The sequence below is a fragment of the Streptomyces violaceorubidus genome (assembly GCF_000717995.1).
Lineage (GTDB): Bacteria > Actinomycetota > Actinomycetes > Streptomycetales > Streptomycetaceae > Streptomyces > Streptomyces violaceorubidus.
The window spans coordinates 1-26728 of sequence record NZ_JODM01000050.1; the positions used below are offsets into that span (position 1 = coordinate 1).

Genomic DNA, 26728 nt, shown 5'->3' on the forward strand with positions numbered 1-26728 from the left:
CGGACACCCCCCGGCGCGGCCCCGACCCCCCACCGAACCCACCGCGCCACCCGCACCCCCACCGGAGCCGCACAGGCGCGACCCGCACCCCCACCCACCCCGCACAGGCGCCGCAGGCACCCGCAGGCACCCGCAGAGGCACCACCCTCCAGTGGCACCCCGCTATCCCACACGTCATGTCCCCGTAACCATCGATTCAGACAGCCTTGCGAGGCTCACCGAATGAAGCCGACCGAGCCGCACCCTTCCGGGCCCTGGGGCCCCTCCGACGCGCCTGACACGCGCGCGGCGCGGAAGAATGGGTTCATGAGGCAGCCGAACACCCAGGCAGAGGTCCAGCACACGCAGCCCTCCGTGGGCTCCATCGCGGCGCACCGCCCCGACACCGTGGCCGCCACCGTCTCCGGCCTGGAGCCGGACATCGACGCCGACCTCGACGCGTACGAGGAGTCCGAGGAGTCCCAGGACGGCGGCGCCCGCCTCCCGCAGGGCCGTTTCCTGGACCGCGAGCGCAGCTGGCTCGCGTTCAACGAACGTGTGCTCGAACTCGCCGAGGATCCGAGCACCCCCCTCCTGGAGCGGGCCAACTTCCTCGCGATCTTCGCCAGCAACCTGGACGAGTTCTTCATGGTCCGCGTCGCCGGCCTCAAGCGCCGCATCGCGACCGGCGTCGCCACCCGCTCCGCCTCCGGCCTCCAGCCCCGCGAGGTGCTGGACATGATCTGGGCCCGCTCCCGCGAGCTGATGGCCCGGCACGCCGCCTGCTTCCACGAGGACGTCGCCCCGGCCCTCGCCGAGGAGGGCATCCACCTGGTCCGCTGGAGCGAGCTCGCCGAGAAGGAGCAGGCCCGCCTGTTCACCCTCTTCCGGCACCGGATCTTCCCGGTCCTCACCCCCCTCGCGGTCGACCCGGCGCACCCCTTCCCGTACATCTCGGGCCTCTCCCTCAACCTCGCGGTCGTCGTCCGCAACCCCGTCACGGGCCACCGCCACTTCGCCCGCGTCAAGGTCCCCCCGCTGCTCTCCCGCTTCCTGGAGGCCTCTCCGGGCCGCTACGTCCCCGTCGAGGACGTCATCGCCGCCCACCTGGAGGAGCTGTTCCCGGGCATGGAAGTCCTGGAGCACCACACCTTCCGCCTCACCCGCAACGAGGACCTGGAGGTGGAGGAGGACGACGCGGAGAACCTCCTCCAGGCCCTGGAGAAGGAGCTGATGCGGCGGCGCCTGGGCCCGCCCGTCCGCCTGGAGGTCGAGGAATCCGTCGACCGCGAGGTCCTGGACCTCCTCGTGCGCGAGCTCAAGATCGGCGAGGCGGAGGTCTACCCCCTCCCCGGCCCCCTGGACCTCACCGGCCTCTTCCGCATCCACAGCATCGACCGGCCCGAGCTGAAGTACCCGAAGTTCGTCGCCGGCACCCACCGCGACCTGGCCGAGGTCGAGTCCGCGTCCGCGCCGGACATCTTCGCCGCTCTGCGCACCAAGGACGTCCTGCTCCACCACCCGTACGACTCCTTCTCCACCTCCGTGCAGGCGTTCCTGGAGCAGGCCGCCACCGACCCCGACGTCCTCGCGATCAAGCAGACGCTGTACCGGACGTCCGGCGACTCCCCCATAGTCGACGCCCTCATCGAGGCGGCCGAGTCCGGCAAGCAGGTCCTCGTCCTGGTGGAGATCAAGGCCCGCTTCGACGAGTCCGCCAACATCAAGTGGGCCCGCAAGCTGGAGGAGGCCGGCTGCCACGTCGTCTACGGCCTGGTGGGCCTGAAGACCCACTGCAAGCTCTCCCTGGTCGTACGGCAGGAGGGCGAGACGCTGCGCCGCTACAGCCACGTAGGCACCGGCAACTACCACCCGAAGACCGCCCGCCTCTACGAGGACCTGGGCCTGCTCACCTCGGACCCGCAGGTCGGCGCGGACCTCTCCGACCTGTTCAACCGCCTCTCCGGCTACTCCCGGCGCGAGACCTACCGCCGGCTGCTCGTCGCACCCAAGTCGCTGCGCGACGGCCTCGTCTCCCGCATCCACAAGGAGATCCAGCACCACCGCGCCGGGCGTCCCGCCCACGTCCGCATCAAGGTCAACTCGATGGTCGACGAGGCCGTGGTCGACGCCTGCTACCGGGCGTCCCAGGCCGGAGTGCCGGTCGACGTGTGGGTGCGCGGCATCTGCGCGCTGCGCCCCGGGGTGCCGGGCCTGTCGGAGAACATCCGGGTCCGCTCCGTCCTCGGCCGCTTCCTGGAGCACTCGCGGGTCTTCGCCTTCGGCAACGGCGGGGAGCCCGAGGTGTGGCTCGGCAGCGCCGACATGATGCACCGCAACCTCGACCGCCGGATAGAGGCCCTGGTCCGGGTCACCGACCCGGCCCACCGGGCGGCCCTGAACCGGCTCCTCGAGAACGGCATGTCCGACGGCACCGCCTCCTGGCACCTCGGCCCGGACGGTGAGTGGACCCGGCACGCGACCGACGCGGACGGCCAGCCCCTGCGCAACATCCAGGAGATGCTCATAGACGCCCGGAGGCGCCGGCGTGGCACAGCGACACCTTGACCCGACGGACCCCGCGGCGACCGCGACCGCCGGACCGCCGCAACCCGCGACCCCGCGCGCGACCACGACCACGACCGCCACCGCGCGCGAGGACGCCGGTACGAGCGGTCCGCGTGCCGACACGGGCACCGACGCGGGCACCGACGCACTGGTCGGCTACCTGCGCGCCCAGGCCACGGAGTTCCTGCGCGCGCTGCGCCGGCACCGGGAGTCGGGAACAGGATCCGGCACCGGGACGGGAGCGGCAGCCCGAACGGAGGCGCCGGGCGCGAACGGCGCGTACGCCGGCCCGGACCGCGCGGCCCCGCCCGCGGACGACGTGGACGCGGCCCGCGCCCTGCGCCGCGCCGCCCGCCGCATCAGCGCCACCCTGCACACCTTCCAGCCGCTGCTGGACGCCGACTGGGCGGAGGAGATGCGCCCCGAGTTGGCCTGGCTGTCCGGCACGCTGGCGATGGAGCACGCCTACGCGTCCCGTCTGGAACGCCTGCTCCAGGCCCTGCACCGGCTCTCCGGTTCCACGGCGTTCCCGGCCCCGCGGCCGGTGGGCCGGGCCGCCGTCACCGCGACCGTGCCCTCCGCCGCGTCCCCCGTACCCGCCAGCGGCCACCCGGCGTCCGCGAACCGCGGCAACCTCACGGTGGGCGCGGCCAAGGCGGGCGCGCTGCTCGACCGGCAGCTGACCCTGGCCCGCACCCGGGCGCACTCCGCCGCCCTCCAGTGCCTGGGCAGCAGCCGCTTCCACGCCGTCGCCGACAAGGTCGCCTTACTGGCCAGCGAAGTCCCGCTGAGCCCCGCCGGCCGCAGGTCCGCGTCCGCCTCTCCCCACCCCGCCTCCCACCCCGCCTCCGACGCCGCGCCCGTCGACCTGCGCCCGCTGGCCACCGCCGCGCAGGAGCGCCTCACCGACGCCGTGGCCGCCCTCCCGCTGGTCACCGCGGGCAGTCCGTACAACGCCGAGGCCCTGATCCACGGGCTCTCCCCGGACCCCGCCCCCCACCCCCAGGACGCCCCGTGGCACCAGGTCCGCCTGCTGCTGCGCCTGCACCGCTACGCCCTGGAGGCGCTGTCCGGGGCGGCGGCCGGGGCCGACGAGGACACCGTGGACGTGCGCCTCCTGGCCGCCGGCGAGGCCCTGAACCGCCACCGCGACGCCGCGGAGGCCGCCGCGGCCGCCGCCCAGGCCGCCCGTACCCCGCGCATCGCCCCGGCCACGGCGTACGCGCTCGGCGTGCTCCACGCCGACCAGCGGCATGAGGTGGAGGCGGCGCGGTACGCGTTCCAGCACAGCTGGCGCAAGGAACCGATCAGGCTGCCGTAGGACGGCTTACGCACTGAGTGGGCCCTGCACGGGCCCTGCTTGGGAACCGCACAGGAACCGCGCGACCACTCCGTAGGCATGCGCGGAGCCCGCCGCAAGAGCAACGGGAGGAACACGGCCGTGAGCCTCGCACACGACGACCCCACGGTCCGCGCGGCCGGCTGCGTCCTGTGGCGCCCCCGCCCCGCGACCTCGGCCGCGTCCCCCGGCCTGGAGCTGTGCCTCGTGCACCGCCCGAAGTACGACGACTGGTCGCACCCGAAGGGCAAGCTCAAGCCCGGTGAGGACCCGCTCGCCGGCGCCCTGCGCGAGGTCGCGGAGGAGACGGGGTACGCCGCCGAGCCGGGCCCCGAGCTGCCCACCGTGCGCTACCTCGCGAACGGCCGCCCCAAGGAGGTCCGCTACTGGGCCGCGGCGGCGGGCGCCGGTGCCTTCACCCCCTCCGACGAGGTCGACCGCATCCTGTGGCTGACCCCGGACGCGGCCCGTACCCGCCTCACCGAACCCCGGGACCGCGACCTCGTCGACGCGCTGCTGGCGACGCTCCCCACGTAGCCGACCACTGAACCGAGTACGGAACCGCCCACCCGACCGTCCACCGATCCGCCCACCGGACAGATCCCCGGACCGTCGGCGGACCACCCCCCGATCCGGCCCCCCGACCGGCCCCGGACCTTCCACCGATCCGCCCCCGGACAGATCCCCGGACCGTCGGCGGACCGCCCCCCGATCCGGCCCCCCGAACCGACCCCGAACCGACCCCGGACCGTCCACCGATCCGCCCCCGATCCGGCCCCCCGGACCGACCCCGGACGGGCCCCCGACCACCTCCGGAACCCACCCGTGTCCTCGACGTAAGCGTTCCGTGACCTCACCGCACCGTCCACAGGGGTTCACCCCGCGTTCATTTACGCCCTTCGGCGCCTTCATCTGATCTGCCTAATTTCGGCCTTACCACTCCTCGCACGCCGCCGAATTCAGGACGGCGGCTCCTGGAAGGAACTCCCTCAAGTGAAGCTTCAGCGCATGAACCGGCGGGCCCTCGCTCTCGGTGCTCTCGCCGTCTCCGGCGCCCTGGCCCTCACGGCGTGCGGCTCGGACGACACCGGCGGCAGCAGCAACGGCAGCGACGCCAGCGCCTCCGCCAACAGCAACATCAAGTGCGACGACGCCAAGGGCCAGCTCCAGGCGTCCGGCTCCTCCGCGCAGAAGAACGCCATCGACGCGTGGGTCAAGCAGTACGTCGCGGCCTGCAACGGCGTGCAGATCAACTACAACCCGACCGGCTCGGGCGCGGGCATCACCGCCTTCACGCAGGGCCAGACCGCGTTCGCCGGTTCGGACTCCGCGCTGAAGCCGGAGGAGATCGAGGCCTCGAAGAAGGTCTGCAAGGACGGCCAGGCCATCGACCTGCCGATGGTCGGCGGCCCGATCGCGGTCGGCTTCAACGTCCCGGGTGTCGACACCCTGGTCCTGGACGCCCCGACGATGGCCAAGATCTTCGACAGCAAGATCACCAACTGGAACGACGAGGCGATCAAGAAGCTCAACCCCGAGGCCAAGCTGCCCGACCTCAAGATCCAGGCCTTCCACCGCTCGGACGAGTCCGGCACCACGGACAACTTCACCAAGTACCTCAAGGCCGCCGCGCCCGACGACTGGAAGTACGAGGGCGGCAAGTCCTGGGAGGCCAAGGGCGGCCAGTCCGCTCAGGGCTCCTCCGGTCTGGCCGGCCAGGTGAAGCAGACCTCCGGCGCCATCTCGTACTTCGAGCTGTCCTACGCCAAGGACGGCATCAAGACCGTCGACGTCAAGACCGCGGCCGCCGAGCCGGTCAAGGCCAGCGTCGAGAACGCCACCGCCGCCATCGGCGGGGCCAAGGTCGTCGGCACCGGCAAGGACCTCGCCCTGGAGCTGGACTACACCCCGGACGCCGCGGGCGCCTACCCGCTGGTCCTGGTGACGTACGAGATCGCCTGCGACAAGGGCAACAAGGCGGACACCCTGCCCGCCACCAAGTCCTTCCTGAACTACATGGCCTCGGAGGACGGCCAGGGCCTGCTGGCGGACGCCGGCTACGCCCCGATGCCCACCGAGATCATCACCAAGGTCCGCGAGACCATCTCGGGCCTGAGCTGACCCGAGTGCGGTCCGGTCCCCGCGGGGGCCGGACCGCACCGTCCGGTGCACCGCCGCCAGGAGCCCCCGACCGGGGCTCCGCCCGAGCCGCCGACCACGCGGCTCCGCAGACCGGAGAACCCGATGGACATAACAACGGACACCCAGAAGCCAGCCCCCTCACCCACGCCCCAGCAGCCCGCCGCCGGGAACACGAGCGCCGCCCGCGGCGTCACCCGCCCCGGCGACCGGATCTTCGTCGGGCTCTCCCGCGGGTCCGGCATCCTCGTGCTGGTCATCATGGCCGCCATCGCGGCCTTCCTCACCTACCGCGCCGTCCTCGCCATCGGCGACGACGAGGCGAACTTCTTCACCAGCTTCGAATGGAACCCGACCGGCACCCCGCCGGAGTTCGGCATCGCGGTCCTGGCCTACGGCACCATCGTGTCGTCGATCATCGCCATGGCCATCGCCGTCCCGATCTCGGTCGGCATCGCGCTGTTCATCACGCACTACGCGCCGCGCAAGCTGGGCGGTCTGATCGGCTACGTGATCGACCTGCTCGCCGCGGTGCCCTCGATCGTCTACGGCCTGTGGGGCGCGCTCGTCCTGGTGCCGCACCTGGACGGCCTCTACGGCTGGCTGGACCAGTACCTCGGCTGGACCGGGATCCTCGAGTGGAACGGCGGCGCGGGGCGCTCGCTGTTCACCGTGGGCATCCTGCTCGCGATCATGATCCTGCCGATCATCACCAACGTCAGCCGCGAGGTCTTCCGGCAGGTCCCGCGCATGCACGAGGAGGCCGCCCTGGCCCTCGGCGCCACGCGCTGGGAGGTCATCCGGATGTCGGTGCTCCCCTTCGGCCGCTCCGGCGTCATCTCCGCCTCGATGCTCGGCCTCGGGCGCGCGCTCGGCGAGACGATGGCCGTGGCCATGGTGCTCTCCCCGACCTTCGACATCGCCCCGAGCCTGCTCGACCCGGGCGGCGGCACCTTCGCCCAGAACATCGCCAGCAAGTTCAACGAGGCGACCCAGATGGGCCGTGACGCGCTGATCGCCTCCGGCCTCGTCCTGTTCGTCATCACCCTGCTGGTCAACGGCGGCGCCCGCCTGATCATCGCCCGCCGCAAGGAGTACTCGGGGGCCAACGCATGAGCAACGCAACCCTGACCCCCAAGAACCGCAGCTCCCTGCGCGCCGCCACCCTGCCCCAGTGGTTCCCCTGGGCGGTCGCGGCCGGCTCGGTCCTCCTCGGCTTCGGCATCAGCGCCGCCGCCGGGCTGGACAGCAGCATCCAGTGGGCCCTGATCGCGGCGGTCCTCTTCGTCGCCGGCTCGTACGGCATCTCGGCCCGCGTCGAGGGCGGCCGGCAGGCCAAGGACCGGGTCGCGACCAGCATGGTGTGGGTCGCCTTCCTGATGGCGCTGATCCCGCTGGTCTCCCTGATCTGGGAGACCGTGAAGCAGGGCGTGAAGGTCCTCGACGGCTACTTCCTGACCCACTCGATGGGCGTGGTCGCCGACAGCGAGCCCGGCGGCGGCATCTACCACGCCATCCTCGGCACCCTGGAGCAGGTCGGCCTCGCCACGCTGTTCTCCGTGCCCATCGGCGTGCTCACCGCGATCTACCTGGTCGAGTACGGACGCGGCCGGCTCGCCAAGGCCGTCACCTTCTTCGTGGACGTCATGACGGGCATCCCGTCGATCGTCGCGGGCCTGTTCGTGCTCAGCCTGTGGGTCCTGATCCTGGACATGGGCCCGTCCGGCGTGGCCGGCTCGTTCGCCCTGTGCATCCTGATGATCCCCGTGGTCGTCCGCTCCACCGAGGAGATGCTCAAGCTCGTCCCGAACGAGCTGCGCGAGGCCTCCCTCGCCCTGGGCGTGCCGAAGTGGCGCACGATCCTGAAGGTGGTCCTGCCGACGTCGATCGGCGGCATCGTCACCGGCGTCATGCTGGCCGTCGCCCGCATCACCGGCGAGACGGCCCCCGTGCTGCTGCTGGTCTGGGGCACCGACTTCATCAACGCGAATCCCTTCAAGGACCCGCAGGAGTCGCTGCCGATGTACATCTACCTGCAGTACGGCGCGGGCTCGGACGCGGCGTACGACCGTGCCTGGGCGGCGGCCCTGACGCTGATCGCCTTCATCATGATCCTCAACCTCGCGGCCCGCGGCATCGCCCGCTGGAAGGCCCCGCGATGACATTGTGCGGCTTCGCCGCGCGGCGGGTCGCTGACGCGACCGACGCACGAGCAGTCAGCGACTCGGACCGAAAGAAGCAGTGATACCCATGGCCAAGCGCATAGATGTCAGCGGCCTCAACGCCTACTACGGCTCCTTCCTGGCCATCGAGGACATCTCGATGACCGTCGAGCCCCGCTCCGTGACGGCCTTCATCGGCCCCTCCGGCTGCGGCAAGTCCACCTTCCTGCGCACGCTCAACCGCATGCACGAGGTCACCCCGGGCGGCCGCGTCGACGGCAAGGTGATGCTCGACGACGAGAACCTCTACGGTGCCGGCATCGACCCGGTGGCCGTGCGCCGCGAGGTCGGCATGGTCTTCCAGCGCCCGAACCCGTTCCCGACGATGTCGGTCTACGACAACGTCGCGGCGGGCCTGCGCCTGAACGGCAAGTACAAGAAGTCCCAGCTGGACGACATCGTGGAGAAGTCGCTGCGGGGCGCCAATCTCTGGAACGAGGTCAAGGACCGCCTGAACAAGCCGGGCTCCGGCCTCTCCGGCGGCCAGCAGCAGCGCCTGTGCATCGCGCGGGCGATCGCGGTCGAGCCGAACGTCCTGCTCATGGACGAGCCCTGCTCGGCCCTGGACCCGATCTCCACCCTGGCGATCGAGGACCTGATCGGCGAGCTGAAGGAGCGCTTCACGATCGTCATCGTGACGCACAACATGCAGCAGGCGGCGCGGGTCTCGGACCGTACGGCTTTCTTCAACCTGGCGGCGGTCGGGCAGCCCGGCAAGCTGATCGAGATCGACGAGACGGAGCGCATCTTCTCCAACCCGTCGGTCCAGGCCACGGAGGACTACATCTCCGGCCGCTTCGGCTAGACCGCCCCTCCAACCCCTCGCGGTGCTGCATGGCGGTGCCACCGCGAGGAGCACAAGGGCCCGCCCCCGGATTCCGGGGGCGGGCCCATCGCCGTACGGGGTGCCGCTACAGGACCGCCAGGTTCACGATCCAGAACGACACCGCGGCCACCACCGCCGCGGCCGGCATCGTGATGAACCACCCCATGATGATGTTCTTCGCGACCCCCCACCGCACGGCGTTGACCCGCTTCGTCGCTCCCACACCCATGATCGCCGAGGTGATCACATGGGTCGTGGAGATCGGCGCGTGGAACAGGAACGCCGACCCGAACATGATCGACGCCCCCGTCGTCTCCGCGGCGAACCCCTGGGGCGGATCCAGCTCGATGATCTTCCGACCCAGCGTCCGCATGATCCGCCAGCCACCGGCGTACGTCCCCGCGGACAGCATCAGGGCGCAGGCGAGCTTGACCCACACCGGGATCGGGTCGCCGTAGTCCTCGACGTCGGCGATGACCAGTGCCATCACCACGATGCCCATCGTCTTCTGCGCGTCCTGGAGACCGTGCCCCAGTGCCATGCCCGCCGCCGAGACCGTCTGCGCGATACGGAAGCCGCGCTTCGCCTTGTGCGGATTGGCCCGCCGGAAGACCCACATGATCGCGGTCATCACCAGGTAACCGGCGACCAGGCCGATCACCGGCGACAGGAACATCGGAATCACGACCTTGTCGACGACTCCGCTCCAGTACACGGTCGTGCCCCCGGCCAGTGCCGCCCCGACCAGGCCTCCGAACAGGGCGTGCGAGGAGGAGGACGGCAGGCCGAAGTACCAGGTGATGAGGTTCCAGACGATCGCGCCCACGAGTGCCGCGAAGAGGATCCCCATCCCCTTGGAGCCCTCGGGTGTCTCGATCAGCCCCTCGCTGACCGTCTTGGCGATCCCGGAACCGAGGAACGCCCCGGCCAGGTTCATCACGGCGGCCATCGCGAGCGCGGCGCGGGGCGTGAGCGCACGCGTCGACACGGAGGTGGCGATCGCGTTGGCCGAATCGTGGAAACCGTTGGTGTACGTGAAGAAGAGCGCGACCGCGATGGTCACGACCAGAGCGAAGGTGTCCATGAACGGCTCAGGACTCCTTGACGGCGATGGTCTCCACCGTGTTCGCCACGTGCTCGAACGCGTCGGCCGCTTCCTCCAGCACGTCCACGATCTGCTTCAGCTTCAGCACCTCGATGGCCTCGTACTTGCCGTTGAAGAGGTGGGCGAGCAGCTTGCGGTGGATCTGGTCGGCCTGGTTCTCCAGCCGGTTGACCTCGATCCAGTACTCGGTGAGGTTGTCCATGGTGCGCAGGTTCGGCATGGCCTCGGCGGTCAGCTCGGCGGCCCGCGCCAGCACCTCGATCTGCTGCTCGACCCCCTTGGGGAGTTCCTCCACGTTGTAGAGGACGACCAGGTCGACGGCCTCCTCCATGAAGTCCATGATGTCGTCGAGGGAGGAGGCGAGGTTGTAGATGTCCTCGCGGTCGAAGGGCGTGATGAACGAGGAGTTCAGCTGGTGGAAGATCGCGTGCGTGGCGTCGTCACCCGCGTGTTCGGCGGCCCGCATACGCTCTGCGATCTCGGCCCGGGCGGATGCGTCCGCCCCGAGCAGTTCCATCAGGAGCTTGGAGCCCGTGACGATGTTGTCCGCGGAGGCGGCGAACATGTCGTAGAAGCTCGTCTCCCTGGGGGTCAGACGAAAGCGCACGTGGGGTCCTCGGGGTGCATCGGTTTCGGTCAGGCTGATGCTAGGCGCATCATCCGGCCACTGCTAACGGGCCGTCCCCCAGTGTCGCCCATCAGGCAGAGTGATGAGCAGGGGGGCGACGTCGGCGCTCCGGCAAGGGGCCCCTACCCGGGAAAGTTCGTTACCATATACCCACCAGGGGTATATGTCCGTTTCAGGAGGACGCGATGACGACCACCGAGGCCGGCGCGGGTGCGCCCTCCTCCGCCGTGGACCAGGCGGTGGACCAGGTGGAGACGGACGGCACGGACATCGTGACCGACCACGACCGCGGCGTGCACGGCTACCACAAGCAGAAGGACGAGCACCTCAAGCGCCTGCGCCGGATCGAGGGCCAGATCCGCGGCCTTCAGCGGATGGTCGACGAGGACGTCTACTGCATCGACATACTGACCCAGGTCTCCGCCTCCACCAAGGCCCTGCAGTCCTTCGCGCTGCAACTGCTGGAGGAGCACCTGCGGCACTGCGTCGCCGACGCGGCCCTCAAGGGCGGCACCGAGATCGACGCCAAGGTGGAAGAGGCGACGAAGGCCATCGGCCGCCTACTGCGCACGTGAGCGCTCCTCGGCCACGCGCAGCACCTCGTCGATGCTCTCCAGGCTGAGCCGCTCCCGGGCGGCCGACGCCGCGATGATCAGCTCGCCGCACAGCTCGATCTCGGCGAGGGCCACGTTGTCCTGAACCGCCGTACCGCCGACCGGAGCCACACGCGTCACCTCGTCTCTGCCGTCACCGACTTCCTAGAGTAGGGAGCGGCATACACACCGCGCATGGCACGGAAGGGCTAGTTCTTGCCGTCGACTAGTTCTTGCCGTCGACCGCCGCCCCGGCCCCCTCGCCCGCCGCCCCGGCCCCCTCGCCCGGCTCCTCGGCGATCCGGCCGGCGTAGATGTCCTGGTCCTCCGGCAGCCGTACGCGGACGGCGGCGCCGAAATCGTAGAGCAGCGTCGTCGAGGCGACGTCCACGGTGCCGGTGCCGTCCTGGCGCCCGTTGGCGAAACTGAAGCGGTGGCGGACCTTGCGGATCCGGCCCTCGTCGTCGAGGTAGGCGTCGAACGGCACCTCGGCGGTGGCGAATCCCTCGGCCGCCGCGGCCAGCGCCTTCCTGTTGCCCTCCGAGGCGCCGCGCGCCGCCCGCCCGAGATCGGCGGTCCCCCGGTAGTGCCGCACCTTTGTCCCGGCCAGCTCCGTGCGCCCCACGAACCTCGCCGTCCGCGTCCCCCGCAGCACCTCGGCGGCGGCGAACGGATCCGTCGCCCCGCCGGTCACCAGGTTCCCGTCGGACAGGGAGTCGGTCTCCACCCGCACCCACTTGTCGTCGGGGACACCGGCGCCCCGGTTCTTCATGAACAGGGCCCCGGGCGCGAGCAGTTCCGTGATCGGCCGGTGCTCGCTCGATCCCGCCGGGTCCTGGGGCAGCCGCACCTTCAACCGCCCGAGCCGCTCCTCGAAGTCGTACACACCCTCGCCCCGGATGGTCACCCGCGTCCCGCCGCTGGCCATCTGCATCGCGGTACGCGCCTTCGCGCTCCCGGCGGCCACCAGCCGGTCGGCGGCCCGGTGCAGCACGGCGACCGGATCCCCGCCGTCCGCTCCCTGCACCGAGGCGCCCTCCCCGGCTCCGGAGCACCCGGCGGCGGCCAGACAGACGCAGACCACACCGCCGGCGAGGGCGAGACCGCCGCCCGGCCTCCCACTCCGCAGCTCCCGCTCCCGCCCGACCATCGCCACCTGCTATCCCAAGCCGTCACGCCCGTTCCGGACCCCCTGCCGTCCCGCTTAACGAGGGGCAGGCGACCCCGGTAACGTTGTGGGCGTGGCGCAGCAGGACGGTCTCGAAGCTCCCGGGGACGCCCCGGAACACCTCACGACAACGGTCGAACAGGGCCCCTTCTGCCTGGCCCGCTGCACCTGCGGCTGGCGCGGCCCGGCCCGCAGGGCCAGAAGCCAGGCCCGCACGGACGCGAAGTCCCACACCCCGGCATGAAGCCCCGGCGCAGCCGGTCGCAGCCGACCGGACCGCGGACGGCCACCCGCCCCCCGAGTCGAGCGACGTCGCCCCCCGTCCGGTTCCGTACACCTGTGCACCCCGCACGCCGTACACCGGTGAACCGGGGACCCCCGCATCCTCGTCTTCATAAAAACCCCCAAAAGACGCGGAGGCGACATGCGACGGCGAACGTTCCTGAGTATCAGCGGGGCCGCGGCCCTCACGGCAACCACCGCCGCCTGCACGGTCGAGGACCGGGCCTCTGGCACTGATCCCAAAAGGCCCACGCCCACGACCACGGCGCGCACCTCGCCGCACCCCGGCAGGAGCACCACCCCCGCACCCGCCACCTGGACCGCCCTGGCCGGCTCCCTGGACGGTCGGCTGATCCGCCCCGGCGACCCCGCCTGGGAAACGGCCCACCAGCTCTACAACACCCGCTTCGACACCCTCAGACCCACCGCCGTCGCCTACGTCGCCCACCCCGACGACATCCGCACCGCCCTCTCCTACGCCCGCGCCCACCACATCCCCGTGGCGATCCGCAACGGCGGGCACTCCTACGCCGGCTGGTCCTCCGGCGACGGCCGCCTCATCATCGACGTCTCGAAGCTGAACCGCGTCCGGGCCTCCTCCGGCGAGGCGGTCGTCGGCGCCGGCGCCAAGCTGATCGACGTCTACCGCGCCCTCGCCGCGAAGGGCGTGACCGTCCCGGCCGGATCCTGCCCCACCGTCGGGATCTCCGGCCTCACCCTCGGCGGCGGCCACGGAGTCGTCTCCCGCGCCTACGGCCTGACCTGCGACAGCCTCACCCAGGCCACCCTGATCACCGCCGACGGCAGGGAACTCACCGCCAACGCCACCGACAACAGCGACCTGTTCTGGGCGCTGCGCGGCGCGGGCAACGGCAACTTCGGGATCGTCACGGAGTTCCGCTTCCGCTCCCACCCCGCCCCGCGTGCCGTGTCCGCCTATCTGACCTGGCCCTGGGGAAGGGCCGCCGCGGTCCTCCGCGCCTGGCAGGAGTGGGGTCCGGACCAGCCCGACGAGATCTGGTCCTCCCTCCACCTGGCCGCTGCTCCCGGCGCCGCCCCGACGGTCTCGGTCGCCGCCTTCTCCCTCGGCACCTACGGCGAGCTCCAGAACGCCGTCGACCGCCTCGCCGACCGCGTCGGCGCCCCCGCGAGCTCCGTCTCCCTGAAGAAGCACACCTACGAGGGGGCGATGGAGGCGTACGCGGGGTGCTCGTCCCTCCCGACCGACGCCCGCTGCCACCTTCCGGGCTCCACCCCCGGTCACTCGCCGGAGGGTTCGCTCGGCCGCGAGACGTACGCCGCCCGGTCGGACTTCTTCGACCGGTCGATCCCGTCCGCCGGCGTCACCGCCCTGCTCTCCCAGCTGGGCAGGGTCCGGGGCGGCGCCGGCAGTGTCGCCCTCACCGCGCTCGGCGGAGCGGTGAACCGCGTCTCCCCGACGGCGACCGCGTTCGTGCACCGGCGCTCCCGCATGCTGGCGCAGTACCTCGTGTCGTGGAGCCCGGGAACGCGCGGAGGAACGGCCCGGTCGTGGCTGGATTCCACCCACGGTGCCATGCGCCCGTACGCCTCCGGCGCCGCCTACCAGAACTACACGGACCCGGCCCTGAAGGACTGGCGGAAGGCCTACTACGCGGACGCGGCCCCGCGTCTGGCGCGCCTCAAGCACCAGTACGACCCGGACCGCGTCTTCACCTACCCACAGGCACTGTGAGCGTCAGGCGGCGAGATCCCGCTCGCCGGACGCCTCGGAGGCACTCTCCGTGCGCGCGCCGGGAATCACGGCGCCGCGCCCGGCGGCACCCGCCCGGCCTCGTGCGCTGACCAGCCACCCCACCCGGGGCGAGCGCTCGACGGCCCGGGTCAGCGGCGTCAACAGGGCCATGGCGACCGGCGACAGCAGCAGCGCGACCGCCGTACCGAGCGCGAAGCCGCCCACGACGTCCGTCGGGTAGTGCACGCCCATGTAGACCCGGGCGAAGCCGCCGAACAGGGCCAGCACGATCGCGGCGATCCCGAACTTCCGGTTGGCGACGAACAGTCCGACCGCCAGGGCCATGCAGAGCGTGGCGTGGTCGCTCACGAAGGAGAAGTCGTTCTTCCCCTCCACGAGGACTTCGAGCCCGTCATGGGACTTGAAGGGCCGGGGCCGCTCCACGAACCCCCGTATCGGCACGTTGACGAGCACCGCGACCCCGGCCGCGAGCGGCGCCCACAGCAGAGCGGCCACGTTCGAGGCCGCGTCCTCACCGCCCCGCCGCCGCACACCCCACCAGCACCACAGCACCAGCAGCACGATCGCGAACAGCAGTCCGTACTCGCCGACGAACTCCATGACCCGGTCGAACCAGTGCGGAGCGTCCTTGGCCAGGCCGTTGATGTCGTAGAGCAGCTCGACGTCGGGGTTCGACCCGGATTCGGCGAGTCCAGCCATGGTGCTGCGGCCCCTTCGTCATGTCCTGATGAGGCGCACCGGACGCGCGCCTCTTCTGCCACCCCCGTGGTCAGCCGTACGTCAACAGGAACGCACGTCCCCCGTCGATACGTTCCACACTCCACTGAATGATCACGCAGACGTTATCGAAGAGAGACACGTCGCCGCAGCTCAGGGCAGGGTTTCACGCTGGGTTCACACACTTCCATTCACACCGTGGTGGGCAGCGCTTTCGCGCCATCCTCGGTCACCCGAGTGGCCCCGAAATAGTCGGGGGTGTCGATCGGGTCGAACCGGATCACGGCACCCGTCCGCGGCGCGTCGATCATGTACCCGCCGCCCACGTAGATCCCCACGTGCCGGATGGCCCGCGAGTTGGTGAGGTCGTCGGAGAAGAACACCAGGTCCCCCGGCAGCAGTTCGTCCCGCGCGGGATGCGCCCCCGCGTTGTACTGGTCGTTGGCCACCCGCGGCAGCTTGATCCCGACACTCTCGTACGCCGCCTTGGTCAGCCCCGAGCAGTCGAACCGCCCGCCCTGCTCGGGCGTCCCGTTCCCACCCCACAGATACAGGGTTCCGAGCTTCTTCTGCGCGTAGGCGATGGCACCGGCGGCCTGCTCGGACGGATCGACCCGGCCGGTGGGCGCGGCGAAGCTCCTCTCCAGGGTCGTGATCACCTTGACGTAGTTCCGCGTCTCCGTGTACGGCGGCACGCCCTGGTACTTGATGACCGCGTAGGCCCCCGCGTTGTAGGAGGCCAGCATGTTCTCGGTGGGGTCGCCGGGCACGTCCTTCACGTACGAGGCGAGGGAGCAGTCGTACGACGCCGCCGACGGGATCGCGTCCGCCGGGTCCCACACGTCCCGGTCCCCGTCCCCGTCCCCGTCGATGCCGTGGGTGGCCCACGTCCCGGGAATGAACTGCGCGATCCCCTGCGCCGCCGCCGCGCTCCGCGCCCTCGGGTTGAAGCCGCTCTCCTGGTACAACTGGGCGGCCAGCAGCGCGGGGTTGATGGCGGGACAGAGATTGCCCCACTTCTGCACGATCGGCTGGTACGCCGCGGGCACGCTCCCCTTGGCGAGCTTCTTGGCCCCGCCGCCCGCGCCGCCGGCCAGGTCCCCGGCGACGAGGTAGACACCGACGACGAGCAGCATCACGAAGCCCATCCCCAGGGCAACCGCGACACCGGCTCCGACCCACATCTTGCGCATGGTCCAACCATCCCCCATGAGCGCGCGGTTCAGTGACGTTTCCCGGCCATGTCCGACCACCTGAAGGCCAGTCACACACCGTGATGCCGGGCCCATTCGATCACGTCGCAGAAGGGCCCAACGACGGAACCACGTGACAGGTTGCGCCCCCGCATCATTGCCCGGCGTAACCTCACGTGATACACAGAGTGACCATACGACTCTTTGGACACCGGTCCGCACCACCCGGCCAGGGCCCGGCGCGGACCGGTGGCAAGCTATTCGCACGAAACCCGCCAATCAATGACGCCAAGTCGACATGCGACGGTGCCATTGTCAGCGACAATGAGGCTTGACCTCTGCATGCCCGCAGGGGATGCGGAACTACCCAACAGGGGCGGTGACTTACATGCTCTTTGCGGCCGACGAGGGAGACATCAACACCATCATCGGGGGGATCGCTCCGGACTGGGGCCCCTTCGGTGCGCTGGGGACCGAGGCCAAGACGATGGTCCAGGTCGTCATGGCCGTCGCCATCCTGCTCTGCCTCGGCATCGCCATCTGGGGCGCCGCCAAGCAGCGCATCGGCGCCACCGCGCTCCGGGACACCTTCAGCGCGGAGCAGGGCAAGGGCCTGATCATCGCGGGACTGACGGGCGTGTTCATCATCGGCTCGCTCGGCACACTCTTCACCATCGTGTACGGGATGGCCGTGTAGCCCGGCACGCAACCGTTCCTCCCCCTTCATCCCACCCGCCCGTCGTGCCAACCGGCTGAGGTTGCGTTTCCCTGATGTCGAGTCATAACACCGCGCCCGAGCGGGAACCAGCACGGCTACCGTCGTACGTACACGGCCGACCCGACGTCGAGGGGGCGTACGCGGCATGAGTCTCGGAGACGATCACCACTCGTCCGGCGATTACGGCGGCACCGGCCAGACCCGGCTCCGGCTGCCGGAGGAGGAGGGCGGGCCCCGACGCGGCGGCCGCTCCTCCTCGCGGAGCCTGGTCACCGTGGTCGGCGTCGTCGTCCTCCTCATCGCGGCGATCGCCTTCGCGAACCGTGGAGGAGACGATTCCGCATCCGTGGAGGGCGGCGACGGGAACAAGCCGAAGACGTCCTCGACGGCACCGTCGGGGACCCGCCCCGTACAGTCGGGCTTCGCCCATGACGAGCAGGGGGCGCAGAGCGCGGCGGCGAACTACGCGGTCGCGCTGGGTTCTGACGGGATGTTCGACAAGACCAGACGGCACGAGATCGTGAGCACCGTCTATGCGCCCGACATCGCCGCAGCCCGACAGACGGATCTGGACGGTGCGTACTCCAGCGCGAAGTTCCTGGCCAACATCGGCCTGGACAAGGACGGCAAGGCGCCGACCGGTCAGACCTTCGTCTCCCGAGTGATCCCAGTGGGCACCAAGGTCACGGCGTCCAGCGCCGAGAAGGCGACCGTCGAGGTCTGGTACACCTCGCTCTTCGGGCTCTCGGGTGGCAGCTCGACCAACCCCGTGACCGAAAGTTGGTACACCACCACGTACCAGCTGACGTGGACCAATGACGACTGGAAGGTCACCGACTTCCAGCAGAAGGACGGACCTGTGCCGGTCGGGCGCGATCAGCGGGCTTCCACGGCCGACGACATGACGAAGGCCGTCGAGGAATACGGAGGGTTCACGTATGCGCGCTAACCACCGCGTCCTCAAGGTCTCGGCCGCTGTCGCGGCAGTACAGGCTTCTACGATCCTGCTGGCCAGCCGGGCGTTCGCCGCGCCCACACCGGCTCCCACGGACACCGACGATCCCTGCGATCTCATCCGCGGCCCCGCCAAGGACTACTGCGAACGAGGCAGCCGCAGCGGCTCCGGTGGCGGGGGAAGCACCCCCGACACCCTCCCCTCCACCCTCGACCCCCTCTCCTCCCTCGCCAAGGGCTGCGCCGACGCCGCCGCCTGGACCGTCGACACGCTCAGTGACGCCGTCAAGAACACCGCCGACGTCGACTTCACGAACGACACGTTCCTCAAGCAGTACGCCGTCGTCTTCGCGGCGTCCGCGTTCCTGACCCTGGTCCTGTGGCTGCTCGCGGTCGCCAAGCGTGCCGTGCGCGGCGTCCCGCTCACCACCGCGCTCTCCGAGGCCGTCGGGTTCCTCTGGCTCACCGTCCTGGCCTCGGCCTTCACGCCGCTGATCCTGTACACGGTCGTGTCGGCCACCGACGCCGTGACCGACGTCCTGGCCAAGGGCACCGGCGACCAGACCGACACGTTCTTCGGCACCTTCTCCCAGGCCCTGAAGCAGGGCGACGACATCGGCGGCGGCCCGATCATGCTGATCCTGGTGTCCTTCGTGTCGATCGTCGCGGCCGGCGTCCTCTACCTGGAGCTGTACCTGCGCGCCGTCCTGCTCTACGTCGGCGCCCTGCTCGGTGTCGTCGTCTACGCGGGCCTGGTCGACAAGAACCTGTGGGGCCACGTTCGCCGCTGGGCCGGCATCATGATCGCGGTGATCATGGTCAAGCCCGTGATCGTCATCGTGCTGGGCCTCGCGGGCGCCCTGACCACGGAGGACGGGCCCGACTCCGTGGCCGCCATCGTGTCCGGCCTCGCCATCATCCTGCTCGCGATCTTCGCCTCCGCGATGATCTACCGCTTCGTCCCCGGCTTCGGCGACGAGATCGCCAACGGCCGCAACAACCGCATCATGCAGGGTGCCGAGGGCAAGGCCGCCGCCGTGATCAGCTCCCCGGCGAACCTGGTCGCCCAGGGCATCAGAACGCACAGCAGCCGCAACAACGGCGACGCCGGCGGCGGACAGTCCTCGTCCGCCGCGGCCCGCCCCTCGAACCCCGCCTCCGGCGGAGTCGCCGCGCACAGCACGCGCCCCTCGAACGGCGGCGGCGGAAATGTCCCCTCCGCCGCACCCGCACCGCGTTCCGGCAGCCCGGTGAACACACCGCACGCAAGCAACACCCGCAACAGCAAGAGCACAGGAGGTGACGGGCGTTGACGACCGAGTCCCACGTGTCCCACACGGTCACGCCCCGCCGTACGTATCTGATCGGCCGCGCCCGGCCGAACGCGATCGTCGGCCGCAACCGCGAGACCGGAGAGATCGCGCTGATCGTCGTGGGCGCGTTCCTCGGCATGATGTGCGGGCTCCTCGTCCCCGTCCTGAGCCTGCGCATCGTGCTGCTCGCCGGCTTCCCGATGCTCGCGCTGGCGGCGGTCTACGTGCCGTACAACCACCGGACGTTCTACCGGTGGTTCGAGATCAACCGCAGCTACAAGCGCACCCTCCGCACGGGCACCACCTACCGCTCCGGCGCCATCGAGGCCGGGACGAGGATCGACGGCCGCGAGGTCGAGGTCGGGCCGCCGCCCGGCATCGGCCGCATCTCCTGGCTGGCGGCACCCTTCGGGCCGGACGAGATCGCCGTACTGCTGCACGCCGACCGCAAGACCGTCACCGCCGCGATCGAAATCGAGGGGCCCGGCGTCGGCCTGCGCGACTCCGAGGACCAGGAAGCCCTCGTCGACCGCTTCGGCACCCTGCTCAAGCACGTGGCCAACGGCGACGGCTTCGTCACCCGCATCCAGATGCTCGCCCGTACCCTCCCGGCCGACCCGGACGCGCACGCCAAGGACGTCGCCCAGCGCGGTGACGAGAAGGCGCCGCCGTGGCTGCGGCAGTCGTACGACCAGCTCCAGTCGATGGTGTCCACCAGCAGCGAGCAGCACCGCGCGTACCTGATCGCCTGCATGCACTACAACCGCGAGCTGGCCGCCGAGGCGCACACCATGGCCCGCGCCGCCCGGCCGCACAGCGGACGCAGGCTGGACCGGGACGCCGGCCTCGCGGTCGTGATGGCGCGGGAGCTGACCGACATCTGCTCCCGCCTCCAGGAGGCCGACATCCGCGTCCGCCAGCCGCTGGGCCAGGGCCGGCTCGCCTCCCTGATCCACGCCATGTACGACCCGGACCACCCGATCGACCACATCCAGGCGATGACCAAGCGCAACGCCTGGCCGGCCGAGCTGGACGCCATGGAGCCCACCTACCTCCAGGCCAAGACCCGCGAGTCCGCCACCCGCGCCCCCTGGTGCCACGCCACCGCCTGGATCAAGGAGTGGCCGATGACCCCGGTGGGCGTCAACTTCCTGGCGCCGCTCCTGGTCCACACCCCGGACGTGATCCGCACCGTCGCCGTCACCATGGACCTCGAACCCACCGAGGTCGCCATCGAGCGCATGCTGACCGAGAAGACGAACGACGACGCCGAGGCCTCCCGGGCGGCCAAGATGAACCGCACCGTGGACCCCCGCGACATCGCCGCCCACGGCCGCCTCGACCAGCGCGGCGAGGACCTCGCCAGCGGCGCGGCCGGCGTCAACCTGGTCGGCTACATCACCGTCTCCTCCCGGAACCCCGAGGCGCTGGCCCGCGACAAGCGGACGATAAGGGCCTCGGCCGGAAAGTCGTACCTGAAACTGGAGTGGTGCGACCGTGAGCACCATCGCGCCTTCGTGAACACTCTTCCGTTCGCCACCGGCATCCGAAGGTAGGGGCTGAGCCTGATGCGGGACCCGCTGACCGTCCTCACCGACGCCTTCACGTCCTTCCTCTTCGGGAAGGTGGAGACGACCCGCCTCCCCGTCCGCACGTCCACCGGCCAGGCCCAGGCGGTCTACCTGCCGACGGCCGCGCCCGGCCTCGGCGACTCCGGCGTGATCATCGGCCGCGAGGTCTACTCCGGCAAGGGCTACATCTACGACCCCTTCCAGCTCTACGGCCAGCAGCTCCCCGCCCCGCACTGGCTGGTCCTGGGCGAGTCCGGCAACGGCAAGTCGGCGCTGGAGAAGACGTACGTCCTGCGCCAGCTCCGCTTCCGCGACCGCCAGGTCGTCGTCCTGGACGCCCAGGGCGAGGACGGCGTCGGCGAGTGGAACCTCATCGCCGAGGAGCTGGGCATAACTCCCATCCGCCTCGACCCGATGGCCGCCCTGGACCACGGCATCCGGCTGAACCCGCTGGACCCGGCGATCACGACGACGGGCCAGCTGGCGCTGCTCCGGACCATCATCGAGGTCGCCATGGGCCACGGCCTGGACGAGCGCTCCGGCTTCGCCCTCAAGGTCGCGCACGCCTACGTCAACGAGACCATCGTCGAACGCCAGCCGGTCCTCACCGACATCGTCGAGCGGCTCCGCCACCCCGAGCCGGAGTCCGCCGAGGCGATGAACGTCGCCATAGACGACGTACGGGCCTGGGGCCTGGACGTCGCGCTCGTCCTGGACCGCCTCGTCGACGGCGACCTGCGCGGCATGTTCGACGGCCCGACGACGGTCGGCATCGACCTCGACGCCCCGCTCATCGTCTTCGACCTCTCCCACATCGACCGCAACTCCATCGCGATGCCGATCCTGATGGCCATCGTGGGCGTGTGGCTGGAGCACACCTGGATCCGCCCCGACCGGAAGAAGCGCATCTTCCTGGTCGAGGAGGCCTGGCACATCATCAACAGCCCGTTCGTGGCGCAGCTGTTCCAGCGGCTGCTGAAGTTCGGGCGCCGGCTGGGTCTGTCGTTCGTGGCGGTGGTGCACCACCTGTCGGACGTCGTCGACGGGGCGGCCGCCAGAGAAGCCGCGGCCATCCTCAAGATGGCCTCCACCCGCACGATCTACGCCCAGAAGGCCGACGAGGCCCGGGCCACCGGCCGCGTCCTCGGCCTGCCCCGCTGGGCGGTGGAGATCATCCCCTCCCTCACGCCCGGCATCGCGGTGTGGGACGTCAACGGCAACGTCCAGGTCGTCAAACACCTGATCACCGAGACCGAACGCCCCCTGGTCTTCACCGACCGCGCGATGACCGAGTCCTCGTCCGACGTGACCGACGACGCGCTGCGTGCCGCGGAGCTGGAGGCGGAGGAGCGGGCGGCGGCGTTCATGGAGCAGCACATCGGCGACTCGTCGGAATCGACGGTGGCGTAGGACGAGAAACGGAGAGGCACCGGACGCATGAGACCGGACGACCGCCGCGACCAGCGGCCGGCCCAGGGCGGCATCCCCGACGGCCTGCTGATCGGCATGCTGGCCTTCCTCCTCGGCATGACCCTGCTGGTGTGGACGGCGACCGGCCTGTCGGCCCTGTTCGCCCAGGGCGCCTGGCCCGACGGCGTCAGCTTCACCGGCACCCCGCAGGCCATGCGCCAGCTGATCGCCGAGCCCCACGACCTCCCCGGCGCCTGGCCGCAGGCTCCGCGCACGGCGCTCTCCGGGTACGGGCTGTTCTGGGGCCTGTTCATCGGCCAGCTGATGGTGCTGGTGGTGCTGACGGTGTTCGTGATGGGCAAGGTGGCGCGATGGCGAGCGGTACGACAGCGCCGGCGTGAGGCGCCGACGCCGGTGCACGAGGTGCCGGTGCACGAGGCGCCGGTGCACGAGACGCCGGTGACACCGACCCAGGCAGCCCCGCCGCACGAAGTCCCCATCCCCAGGACGCCGCGACAGGCCCCGGCTCCGGAGCCCGAGCCCGAGCCCTCAGTCTCCGCGACCAACGGCAAACGTGTAGGCGGATGGGAGACCCACCGCGCCGAGGGCACGGTGCACTACGGCTCCCGGGCCAGCCGCCACGAGACCGCGACCGCCGCCCTGCGGGACGCGGAGGCCGCCGCCCTCGTCATCACCTCCAACCCCACCCTCTGGTCGGAGACCAAGGACGCCCGCGCCAAGCTCGGCCCCACCCACCTCTACGACCCGAACCACCTCTGCGACACCCCCGCCCGCTTCCACTGGTCCCCCACCGCGGGCTGCGAGGACAGGGGTACGGCCACCGCCCGAGCCGCCGCCCTGCTCGCACCGGTCCGCCCCACCGCCCGGCTCGACCAGGCGGTCGGCGACACGGCCGAACTGCTGCTGCGCAGCTACCTCCACGCCGCCGCCATCGACGGCCGCACCATCCGCCACGTCCACCGCTGGTCCCAGGGCCTCCAGGTCCAGGACGCCGTGCGCGTCCTGCGCACCCACCCCAAGGCCGCCCCAGGCTCCGCGGGAGAACTCGAAGGGTCCCTCACCGCCCACCCCGAGCGCCGGGACATGGCCCAGCAGTTGACCGCCCGCGCCCTCGCCGCGCTGTCCACCGTCAATATCCGCGAGGCCTGCACTCCCAACCGAAATGATGCCCTCGCCTTGGATTCCTTCGTCCACGAACAGGGCACCCTTTACGTGGTGGGTGAATCCATTGAGGATCCCCGTACGAGCCCGGGCGCGATGCCGCTGCTGACGGCGCTCGTCTCCAGCGTGGTCGAGCGCGGCCGGCGCATGGCCGAACGGTCATCCTCCGGTCGCCTCGACCCACCAATGACCCTCGTCCTGGACGACGTCGCGGCCGTGGCACCGCTCCCCCAGCTCCCGGAGCTGCTGGCCACCGGCACGGACATCGGCATGCCGACCCTGGCCCTGCTCCGCTCCCGCGAACAGGGCCGCGCCCGCTGGCCGCACGACGAACTCCCCGTCTGACCCAAGCGCCGGACGGGTCGCCACGGGTCAGCGCTCGATCACGTACTCCAACTCGTGGTCACCGGGCCCGCCCTCCAGCGGCACCGTCCGCCCGCTCGGCACGAAGCCCACCTTGCGATAGGCACCCTGCGCCCGCCCGTTGTCCGGATGCACGATGAGCCGCACCCGCTCCAAGCCGTTCGCCCACGCCCACTCGAGACCGGCGTCGAACAGCGCCTTGGTCAGTCCGCTCCCCCGCCACTCGGTCCGGACGAACACCCCGACGACGTGCCCTTGCCGGCGCTCCACCGGGAAGGCGGCCCAGTCCTTCGTCCCGGCCTCCTCCACGAGCACGGTCAGTGTGCCGAGCCACAGCCCGGCGGGCCCCACGGCGACGAACTGCCGCGCCCCCGACGCCCCTTCGGCACCCCAGGCCGCCCGCTCCCGCCAGTAGGACTCCGGGCGCGCCGCCGCGTCCTCGTACGTCTCCAGGTACGCGAGGTCCGCGACCGGATCCCGCAGCGCCCGCAGCCGAAGCTCCTTCACCGCGGGCCACTCGTCGGCGCGTATGGAGCGGATCACGTAGTCACCGGGGACCGAGACACTCATGCCGGCCACCGTAATACCCGGGTACTACCCCCCTCACCTCATATACGGCCCCCAGGCGGACGCCCGCCGCGCTCCCACCCCCGACCATGGTCGGATGGAGCCCGTGAAGCCGGGGCCGGAACACCGAGCCGCCGAACCCCTCACCGAGTACGTCCAGCGCGTCAACCGGCGGATCCGTGCCTTCGACCACCGCCATCCCCTCGTGTGGGACCTCCTCCTCACCGGCTTCTGGGTACTTGCCGCCCTGATCGACGCCACCGGCGGCGGCTGGCGCAACGTCGCCCACGACCCCGGCGTCCCCGAGGGCCTCGTCCTCGTGCTCAGCCTCGCCCTCTCCGTCCCCGTCCTCTGGCGCCGCAGCCGTCCCCGGGCAGCCCTCCTCGCCACCCTGCCGGCGGCACTGGTGAGCGCCTGGTCCGGCGCCGCCCTCCAGTCCGCCCTGCTCCAGCTCCTCCTCGTCCACCACATCGCCCTGCGTCTGCCGCTGCGCAACCTCTGGTGGGCGGTGGCCCTGGCAATCGCGCCGAGCTGCGTCACGGTCGCCCGCTACGGGGACAGCGCGGGCTCCTGGAACCAGCAGGTCGGCTCGCAGCTCGTCTCCATCGGCGTGGCCGCCCTGATCGGCATCACCGTCCGTGCCCGACGCGACCACACCTCGGTCCTCGAGGACCGCGCCCGCCGCCTGGAGACCGAACGCGACCAGCAGATCAGACTCGCCGCCGCGGCCGAACGCGCGCGCATAGCCCGGGAGATGCACGACATCATCGGTCACAACCTGTCCGTCATCACCGGACTGGCCGACGGCGGCCGGTACGCCGCCGCCAAATCCCCCGACCGCGCCGCCCAGGCACTCGACGCCATCGGCACCACCAGCCGCCAGGCCCTCGGCGAACTCCGCCGCCTCCTGGACGTCCTGCGCGACGACGACGAGAACGGCACCGTCCCAGCACCCGAACTGGCCCCGCAGCCCGCCCTCGCCGACCTGGACCACCTCCTCGACGGCGTCCGCCGGGCCGGTCTCCCCGTCCGCACCACCATCAAGGGGGAGCCCGCACTCCCCGAGGGCCGCCAGCTCACGGCCTACCGCGTCATCCAGGAGGCCCTCACCAACACCCTCAAGCACGCCGGCCCGGACGCCACCGCCCACATCGACCTCTCCTACGAGGCCGGCGGCGCCGTCACCCTCACCCTCACCGACACCGGACGAGCGACCGCCCTCCCCTCCCCCGCCCTCTCCGACGGCCGCGGCCTGCCCGGGATGCGCGAGCGAACCTCCCTGTACGGGGGCACACTTGAGGCCGGCCCACGCCCAGCCCCCGAGCAGGGCTGACGCGTCCATCCGCGCCTACCGGAGGAAGCCCCCCAGTGACCACCGTCCTCGTCGCCGACGACCAGCCCCTCCAGCGCTTCGGCTTCCGCATGCTCCTGGAGAGCCAGGACGACTTGACGGTCGTGGGCGAGGCGGCCAACGGCGCCGAAGCGACCCGGATGACGGCCGAACTCCACCCCGACGTCGTCCTCATGGACGTCCGCATTCCCGGCCTGGACGGCATCGAGGCGACCCGCCGCATCGTCGCGAGCGGCGGCCGCACCCGCGTCCTCATCCTCACCACCTTCGACCTGGACGAGTACGCCTACTCCGGCCTGCGCGCCGGCGCCTCCGGCTTCCTCGTCAAGGACGCCCAGCCGGAGGAACTCCTCTCCGGCATCCGCGCGGTGGCCACGGGCGACGCGGTGGTCGCCCCGAGCCTGACCCGCCGCCTGCTCGACGCGTACGTCCACCATCTCCCGGCGCCACCCAGCCAGGCCCGAGCAGCGGCGCCCCCGACCCGCGCCTGACCACACTCACCGACCGGGAGACCGAGATCCTGCGCGTCATGGGCCAGGGCTGGACCAACACGGAGATAGCCGAGCGCCTCCATCTCGCCGAGCCGACGGTGAAGACCCACGTCGGCCGCATCCTGGCCAAGACAGGCTCAAGGAACCGCGTCCAAGCCGTCATCCTGGCCTACGAGACAAAACTGGTCGGCTAGAGGACGGAGAGTAAAGGCGGGTAAACGCAGAAAACCCCGCACCGTTCCCGGTGCGGGGTCTCCTCGCAATAATTGTTCGGCGGCGTCCTACTCTCCCACAGGGTCCCCCCTGCAGTACCA

The 26728-nt window shown here is 71.0% G+C and carries 24 protein-coding genes and 1 pseudogene; 18 read left to right on the plus strand and 7 right to left on the minus strand.

Features of this window, described 5'->3' with window-relative positions:
* The first annotated feature begins 306 nt into the window (after positions 1-306).
* The 7 genes from IE94_RS0132665 (at position 307) to pstB (ending at position 9052) form a co-directional block, all read left to right on the plus strand.
* Entirely contained in the window at positions 307-2547 is a 2241-nt protein-coding gene (locus IE94_RS0132665) for an RNA degradosome polyphosphate kinase (protein ID WP_030191643.1), read from the plus strand.
* Positions 2528-3868 (plus strand): CHAD domain-containing protein, encoded by a 1341-nt coding sequence (locus tag IE94_RS0132670; protein WP_030191645.1) that lies wholly within the window; start codon positions 2528-2530, stop codon positions 3866-3868. Before IE94_RS0132665 ends, IE94_RS0132670 begins: the two co-directional genes overlap by 20 nt.
* 120 nt (positions 3869-3988) lie before the next feature.
* Positions 3989-4423, plus strand: coding sequence for an NUDIX hydrolase (locus IE94_RS0132675; RefSeq protein WP_030191646.1), 435 nt, complete (start codon positions 3989-3991; stop codon positions 4421-4423).
* A 456-nt stretch (positions 4424-4879) separates the two neighbouring features.
* Positions 4880-6007: a phosphate ABC transporter substrate-binding protein PstS gene (pstS, locus tag IE94_RS0132680; RefSeq protein WP_030191647.1), complete on the plus strand. Its 1128-nt coding sequence runs from the start codon at positions 4880-4882 to the stop codon at positions 6005-6007.
* A gap of 123 nt (positions 6008-6130) precedes the next feature.
* Positions 6131-7141 carry a phosphate ABC transporter permease subunit PstC gene (gene pstC, locus IE94_RS0132685; protein ID WP_030191648.1) on the plus strand — a complete coding sequence of 337 codons (1011 nt, stop codon included), beginning with the start codon at positions 6131-6133 and terminating at the stop codon, positions 7139-7141.
* Positions 7138-8187 carry a phosphate ABC transporter permease PstA gene (gene pstA, locus IE94_RS0132690; protein WP_030191649.1) on the plus strand — a complete coding sequence of 350 codons (1050 nt, stop codon included), beginning with the start codon at positions 7138-7140 and terminating at the stop codon, positions 8185-8187. Before pstC ends, pstA begins: the two co-directional genes overlap by 4 nt.
* Before the next feature lie 88 nt (positions 8188-8275).
* Entirely contained in the window at positions 8276-9052 is a 777-nt protein-coding gene (gene pstB / locus IE94_RS0132695) for a phosphate ABC transporter ATP-binding protein PstB (RefSeq protein WP_030191650.1), read from the plus strand.
* A 106-nt stretch (positions 9053-9158) separates the two neighbouring features.
* On the opposite strand, the gene pitH is transcribed toward pstB, so the two are convergent.
* Together pitH and IE94_RS0132705 are read right to left on the minus strand one after the other, a co-directional pair.
* Positions 9159-10157: a low-affinity phosphate transporter PitH gene (gene pitH, locus IE94_RS0132700; protein WP_030191652.1), complete on the minus strand. Its 999-nt coding sequence runs from the start codon at positions 10155-10157 to the stop codon at positions 9159-9161.
* A gap of 7 nt (positions 10158-10164) precedes the next feature.
* Positions 10165-10785, minus strand: a complete 621-nt coding sequence (locus IE94_RS0132705) for a DUF47 domain-containing protein (RefSeq protein ID WP_003974832.1) — start codon at positions 10783-10785, stop codon at positions 10165-10167.
* 206 nt (positions 10786-10991) lie between these two features.
* Between IE94_RS0132705 and IE94_RS0132710 the strand changes: the two genes are divergently transcribed.
* A complete protein-coding gene (locus IE94_RS0132710) occupies positions 10992-11381 on the plus strand; it encodes a metal-sensitive transcriptional regulator (RefSeq protein WP_030191654.1) in 390 nt (129 codons plus the stop codon).
* Here IE94_RS0132710 and IE94_RS40505 read toward each other — a convergent pair.
* On the minus strand, positions 11367-11531 hold the full coding sequence (locus tag IE94_RS40505; RefSeq protein WP_167343994.1) for a hypothetical protein: 165 nt from the start codon (positions 11529-11531) through the stop codon (positions 11367-11369). The two genes, IE94_RS0132710 and IE94_RS40505, sit on opposite strands and share 15 nt — an antisense overlap.
* A gap of 94 nt (positions 11532-11625) precedes the next feature.
* A complete protein-coding gene (locus tag IE94_RS0132720) occupies positions 11626-12549 on the minus strand; it encodes an SCO4651 family lipoprotein (protein ID WP_030191656.1) in 924 nt (307 codons plus the stop codon).
* Positions 12550-12640: 91 nt separating this feature from the next.
* Here IE94_RS0132720 and IE94_RS40510 point away from each other — a divergent pair, with 91 nt between their 5' ends.
* Positions 12641-12811 (plus strand): hypothetical protein, encoded by a 171-nt coding sequence (locus IE94_RS40510; RefSeq protein WP_167343993.1) that lies wholly within the window; start codon positions 12641-12643, stop codon positions 12809-12811.
* Between the two features lie 180 nt (positions 12812-12991).
* Positions 12992-14563, plus strand: a complete 1572-nt coding sequence (locus IE94_RS0132725) for an FAD-binding oxidoreductase (RefSeq protein ID WP_030191659.1) — start codon at positions 12992-12994, stop codon at positions 14561-14563.
* Positions 14564-14566: 3 nt separating this feature from the next.
* Here the strand turns inward: IE94_RS0132725 and IE94_RS0132730 are convergent, their stop codons facing one another.
* The gene (locus IE94_RS0132730; protein ID WP_030191661.1) at positions 14567-15283 is read right to left on the minus strand and encodes a phosphatase PAP2 family protein; all 717 of its coding nucleotides are present in this window, start codon (positions 15281-15283) and stop codon (positions 14567-14569) included.
* A gap of 209 nt (positions 15284-15492) precedes the next feature.
* Entirely contained in the window at positions 15493-16512 is a 1020-nt protein-coding gene (locus IE94_RS0132735; protein WP_106978130.1) for a C40 family peptidase, read from the minus strand.
* A 370-nt stretch (positions 16513-16882) separates the two neighbouring features.
* Here IE94_RS0132735 and IE94_RS0132740 point away from each other — a divergent pair, with 370 nt between their 5' ends.
* The 6 genes from IE94_RS0132740 to IE94_RS0132765 all read left to right on the plus strand — a co-directional run bounded on the left by IE94_RS0132740 (position 16883) and on the right by IE94_RS0132765 (position 23987).
* The gene (locus IE94_RS0132740; protein WP_003974839.1) at positions 16883-17191 is read left to right on the plus strand and encodes a membrane protein; all 309 of its coding nucleotides are present in this window, start codon (positions 16883-16885) and stop codon (positions 17189-17191) included.
* Between the two features lie 166 nt (positions 17192-17357).
* On the plus strand, positions 17358-18161 hold the full coding sequence (locus IE94_RS0132745) for a hypothetical protein (RefSeq protein ID WP_030191666.1): 804 nt from the start codon (positions 17358-17360) through the stop codon (positions 18159-18161).
* On the plus strand, positions 18151-19479 hold the full coding sequence (locus tag IE94_RS0132750; protein ID WP_030191668.1) for a hypothetical protein: 1329 nt from the start codon (positions 18151-18153) through the stop codon (positions 19477-19479). Before IE94_RS0132745 ends, IE94_RS0132750 begins: the two co-directional genes overlap by 11 nt.
* Positions 19476-21035: an SCO6880 family protein gene (locus IE94_RS0132755; protein ID WP_030191670.1), complete on the plus strand. Its 1560-nt coding sequence runs from the start codon at positions 19476-19478 to the stop codon at positions 21033-21035. Before IE94_RS0132750 ends, IE94_RS0132755 begins: the two co-directional genes overlap by 4 nt.
* 12 nt (positions 21036-21047) lie before the next feature.
* Positions 21048-22460 carry an ATP-binding protein gene (locus tag IE94_RS0132760; RefSeq protein WP_030191672.1) on the plus strand — a complete coding sequence of 471 codons (1413 nt, stop codon included), beginning with the start codon at positions 21048-21050 and terminating at the stop codon, positions 22458-22460.
* A 27-nt stretch (positions 22461-22487) separates the two neighbouring features.
* On the plus strand, positions 22488-23987 hold the full coding sequence (locus IE94_RS0132765) for a type IV secretory system conjugative DNA transfer family protein (protein WP_030191675.1): 1500 nt from the start codon (positions 22488-22490) through the stop codon (positions 23985-23987).
* A gap of 27 nt (positions 23988-24014) precedes the next feature.
* On the opposite strand, the gene IE94_RS0132770 is transcribed toward IE94_RS0132765, so the two are convergent.
* Complete coding sequence (locus IE94_RS0132770; RefSeq protein WP_030191678.1) at positions 24015-24575, minus strand: GNAT family N-acetyltransferase; 561 nt, start codon at positions 24573-24575, stop codon at positions 24015-24017.
* 94 nt (positions 24576-24669) lie between these two features.
* Here IE94_RS0132770 and IE94_RS36415 point away from each other — a divergent pair, with 94 nt between their 5' ends.
* Both IE94_RS36415 and IE94_RS36420 read left to right on the plus strand, forming a co-directional pair.
* Positions 24670-25905, plus strand: coding sequence for a sensor histidine kinase (locus IE94_RS36415; RefSeq protein ID WP_051777820.1), 1236 nt, complete (start codon positions 24670-24672; stop codon positions 25903-25905).
* Positions 25906-25940: 35 nt separating this feature from the next.
* Positions 25941-26608, plus strand: a pseudogene (locus IE94_RS36420) (response regulator).
* Positions 26609-26728 lie beyond the last annotated feature (120 nt).

Excerpts from the sequence above, each read along its gene's own strand:
- IE94_RS0132665 (WP_030191643.1), top strand. The coding sequence starts at position 307 with ATGAGGCAGCCGAACACCCAGGCAGAGGTCCAGCACACGCAGCCCTCC.
- pstC (WP_030191648.1), top strand. The coding sequence starts at position 6,131 with ATGGACATAACAACGGACACCCAGAAGCCAGCCCCCTCACCCACGCCC.
- pstA (WP_030191649.1), top strand. The coding sequence starts at position 7,138 with ATGAGCAACGCAACCCTGACCCCCAAGAACCGCAGCTCCCTGCGCGCC.
- pstB (WP_030191650.1), top strand. The coding sequence starts at position 8,276 with ATGGCCAAGCGCATAGATGTCAGCGGCCTCAACGCCTACTACGGCTCC.
- pitH (WP_030191652.1), bottom strand. The coding sequence starts at position 10,157 with ATGGACACCTTCGCTCTGGTCGTGACCATCGCGGTCGCGCTCTTCTTC.
- IE94_RS0132710 (WP_030191654.1), top strand. The coding sequence starts at position 10,992 with ATGACGACCACCGAGGCCGGCGCGGGTGCGCCCTCCTCCGCCGTGGAC.
- IE94_RS0132720 (WP_030191656.1), bottom strand. The coding sequence starts at position 12,549 with ATGGTCGGGCGGGAGCGGGAGCTGCGGAGTGGGAGGCCGGGCGGCGGT.
- IE94_RS0132725 (WP_030191659.1), top strand. The coding sequence starts at position 12,992 with ATGCGACGGCGAACGTTCCTGAGTATCAGCGGGGCCGCGGCCCTCACG.
- IE94_RS0132730 (WP_030191661.1), bottom strand. The coding sequence starts at position 15,283 with ATGGCTGGACTCGCCGAATCCGGGTCGAACCCCGACGTCGAGCTGCTC.
- IE94_RS0132735 (WP_106978130.1), bottom strand. The coding sequence starts at position 16,512 with ATGGGGGATGGTTGGACCATGCGCAAGATGTGGGTCGGAGCCGGTGTC.
- IE94_RS0132740 (WP_003974839.1), top strand. The coding sequence starts at position 16,883 with ATGCTCTTTGCGGCCGACGAGGGAGACATCAACACCATCATCGGGGGG.
- IE94_RS0132745 (WP_030191666.1), top strand. The coding sequence starts at position 17,358 with ATGAGTCTCGGAGACGATCACCACTCGTCCGGCGATTACGGCGGCACC.
- IE94_RS0132750 (WP_030191668.1), top strand. The coding sequence starts at position 18,151 with ATGCGCGCTAACCACCGCGTCCTCAAGGTCTCGGCCGCTGTCGCGGCA.
- IE94_RS0132760 (WP_030191672.1), top strand. The coding sequence starts at position 21,048 with ATGCGGGACCCGCTGACCGTCCTCACCGACGCCTTCACGTCCTTCCTC.
- IE94_RS0132765 (WP_030191675.1), top strand. The coding sequence starts at position 22,488 with ATGAGACCGGACGACCGCCGCGACCAGCGGCCGGCCCAGGGCGGCATC.
- IE94_RS0132770 (WP_030191678.1), bottom strand. The coding sequence starts at position 24,575 with ATGAGTGTCTCGGTCCCCGGTGACTACGTGATCCGCTCCATACGCGCC.
- IE94_RS36415 (WP_051777820.1), top strand. The coding sequence starts at position 24,670 with ATGGAGCCCGTGAAGCCGGGGCCGGAACACCGAGCCGCCGAACCCCTC.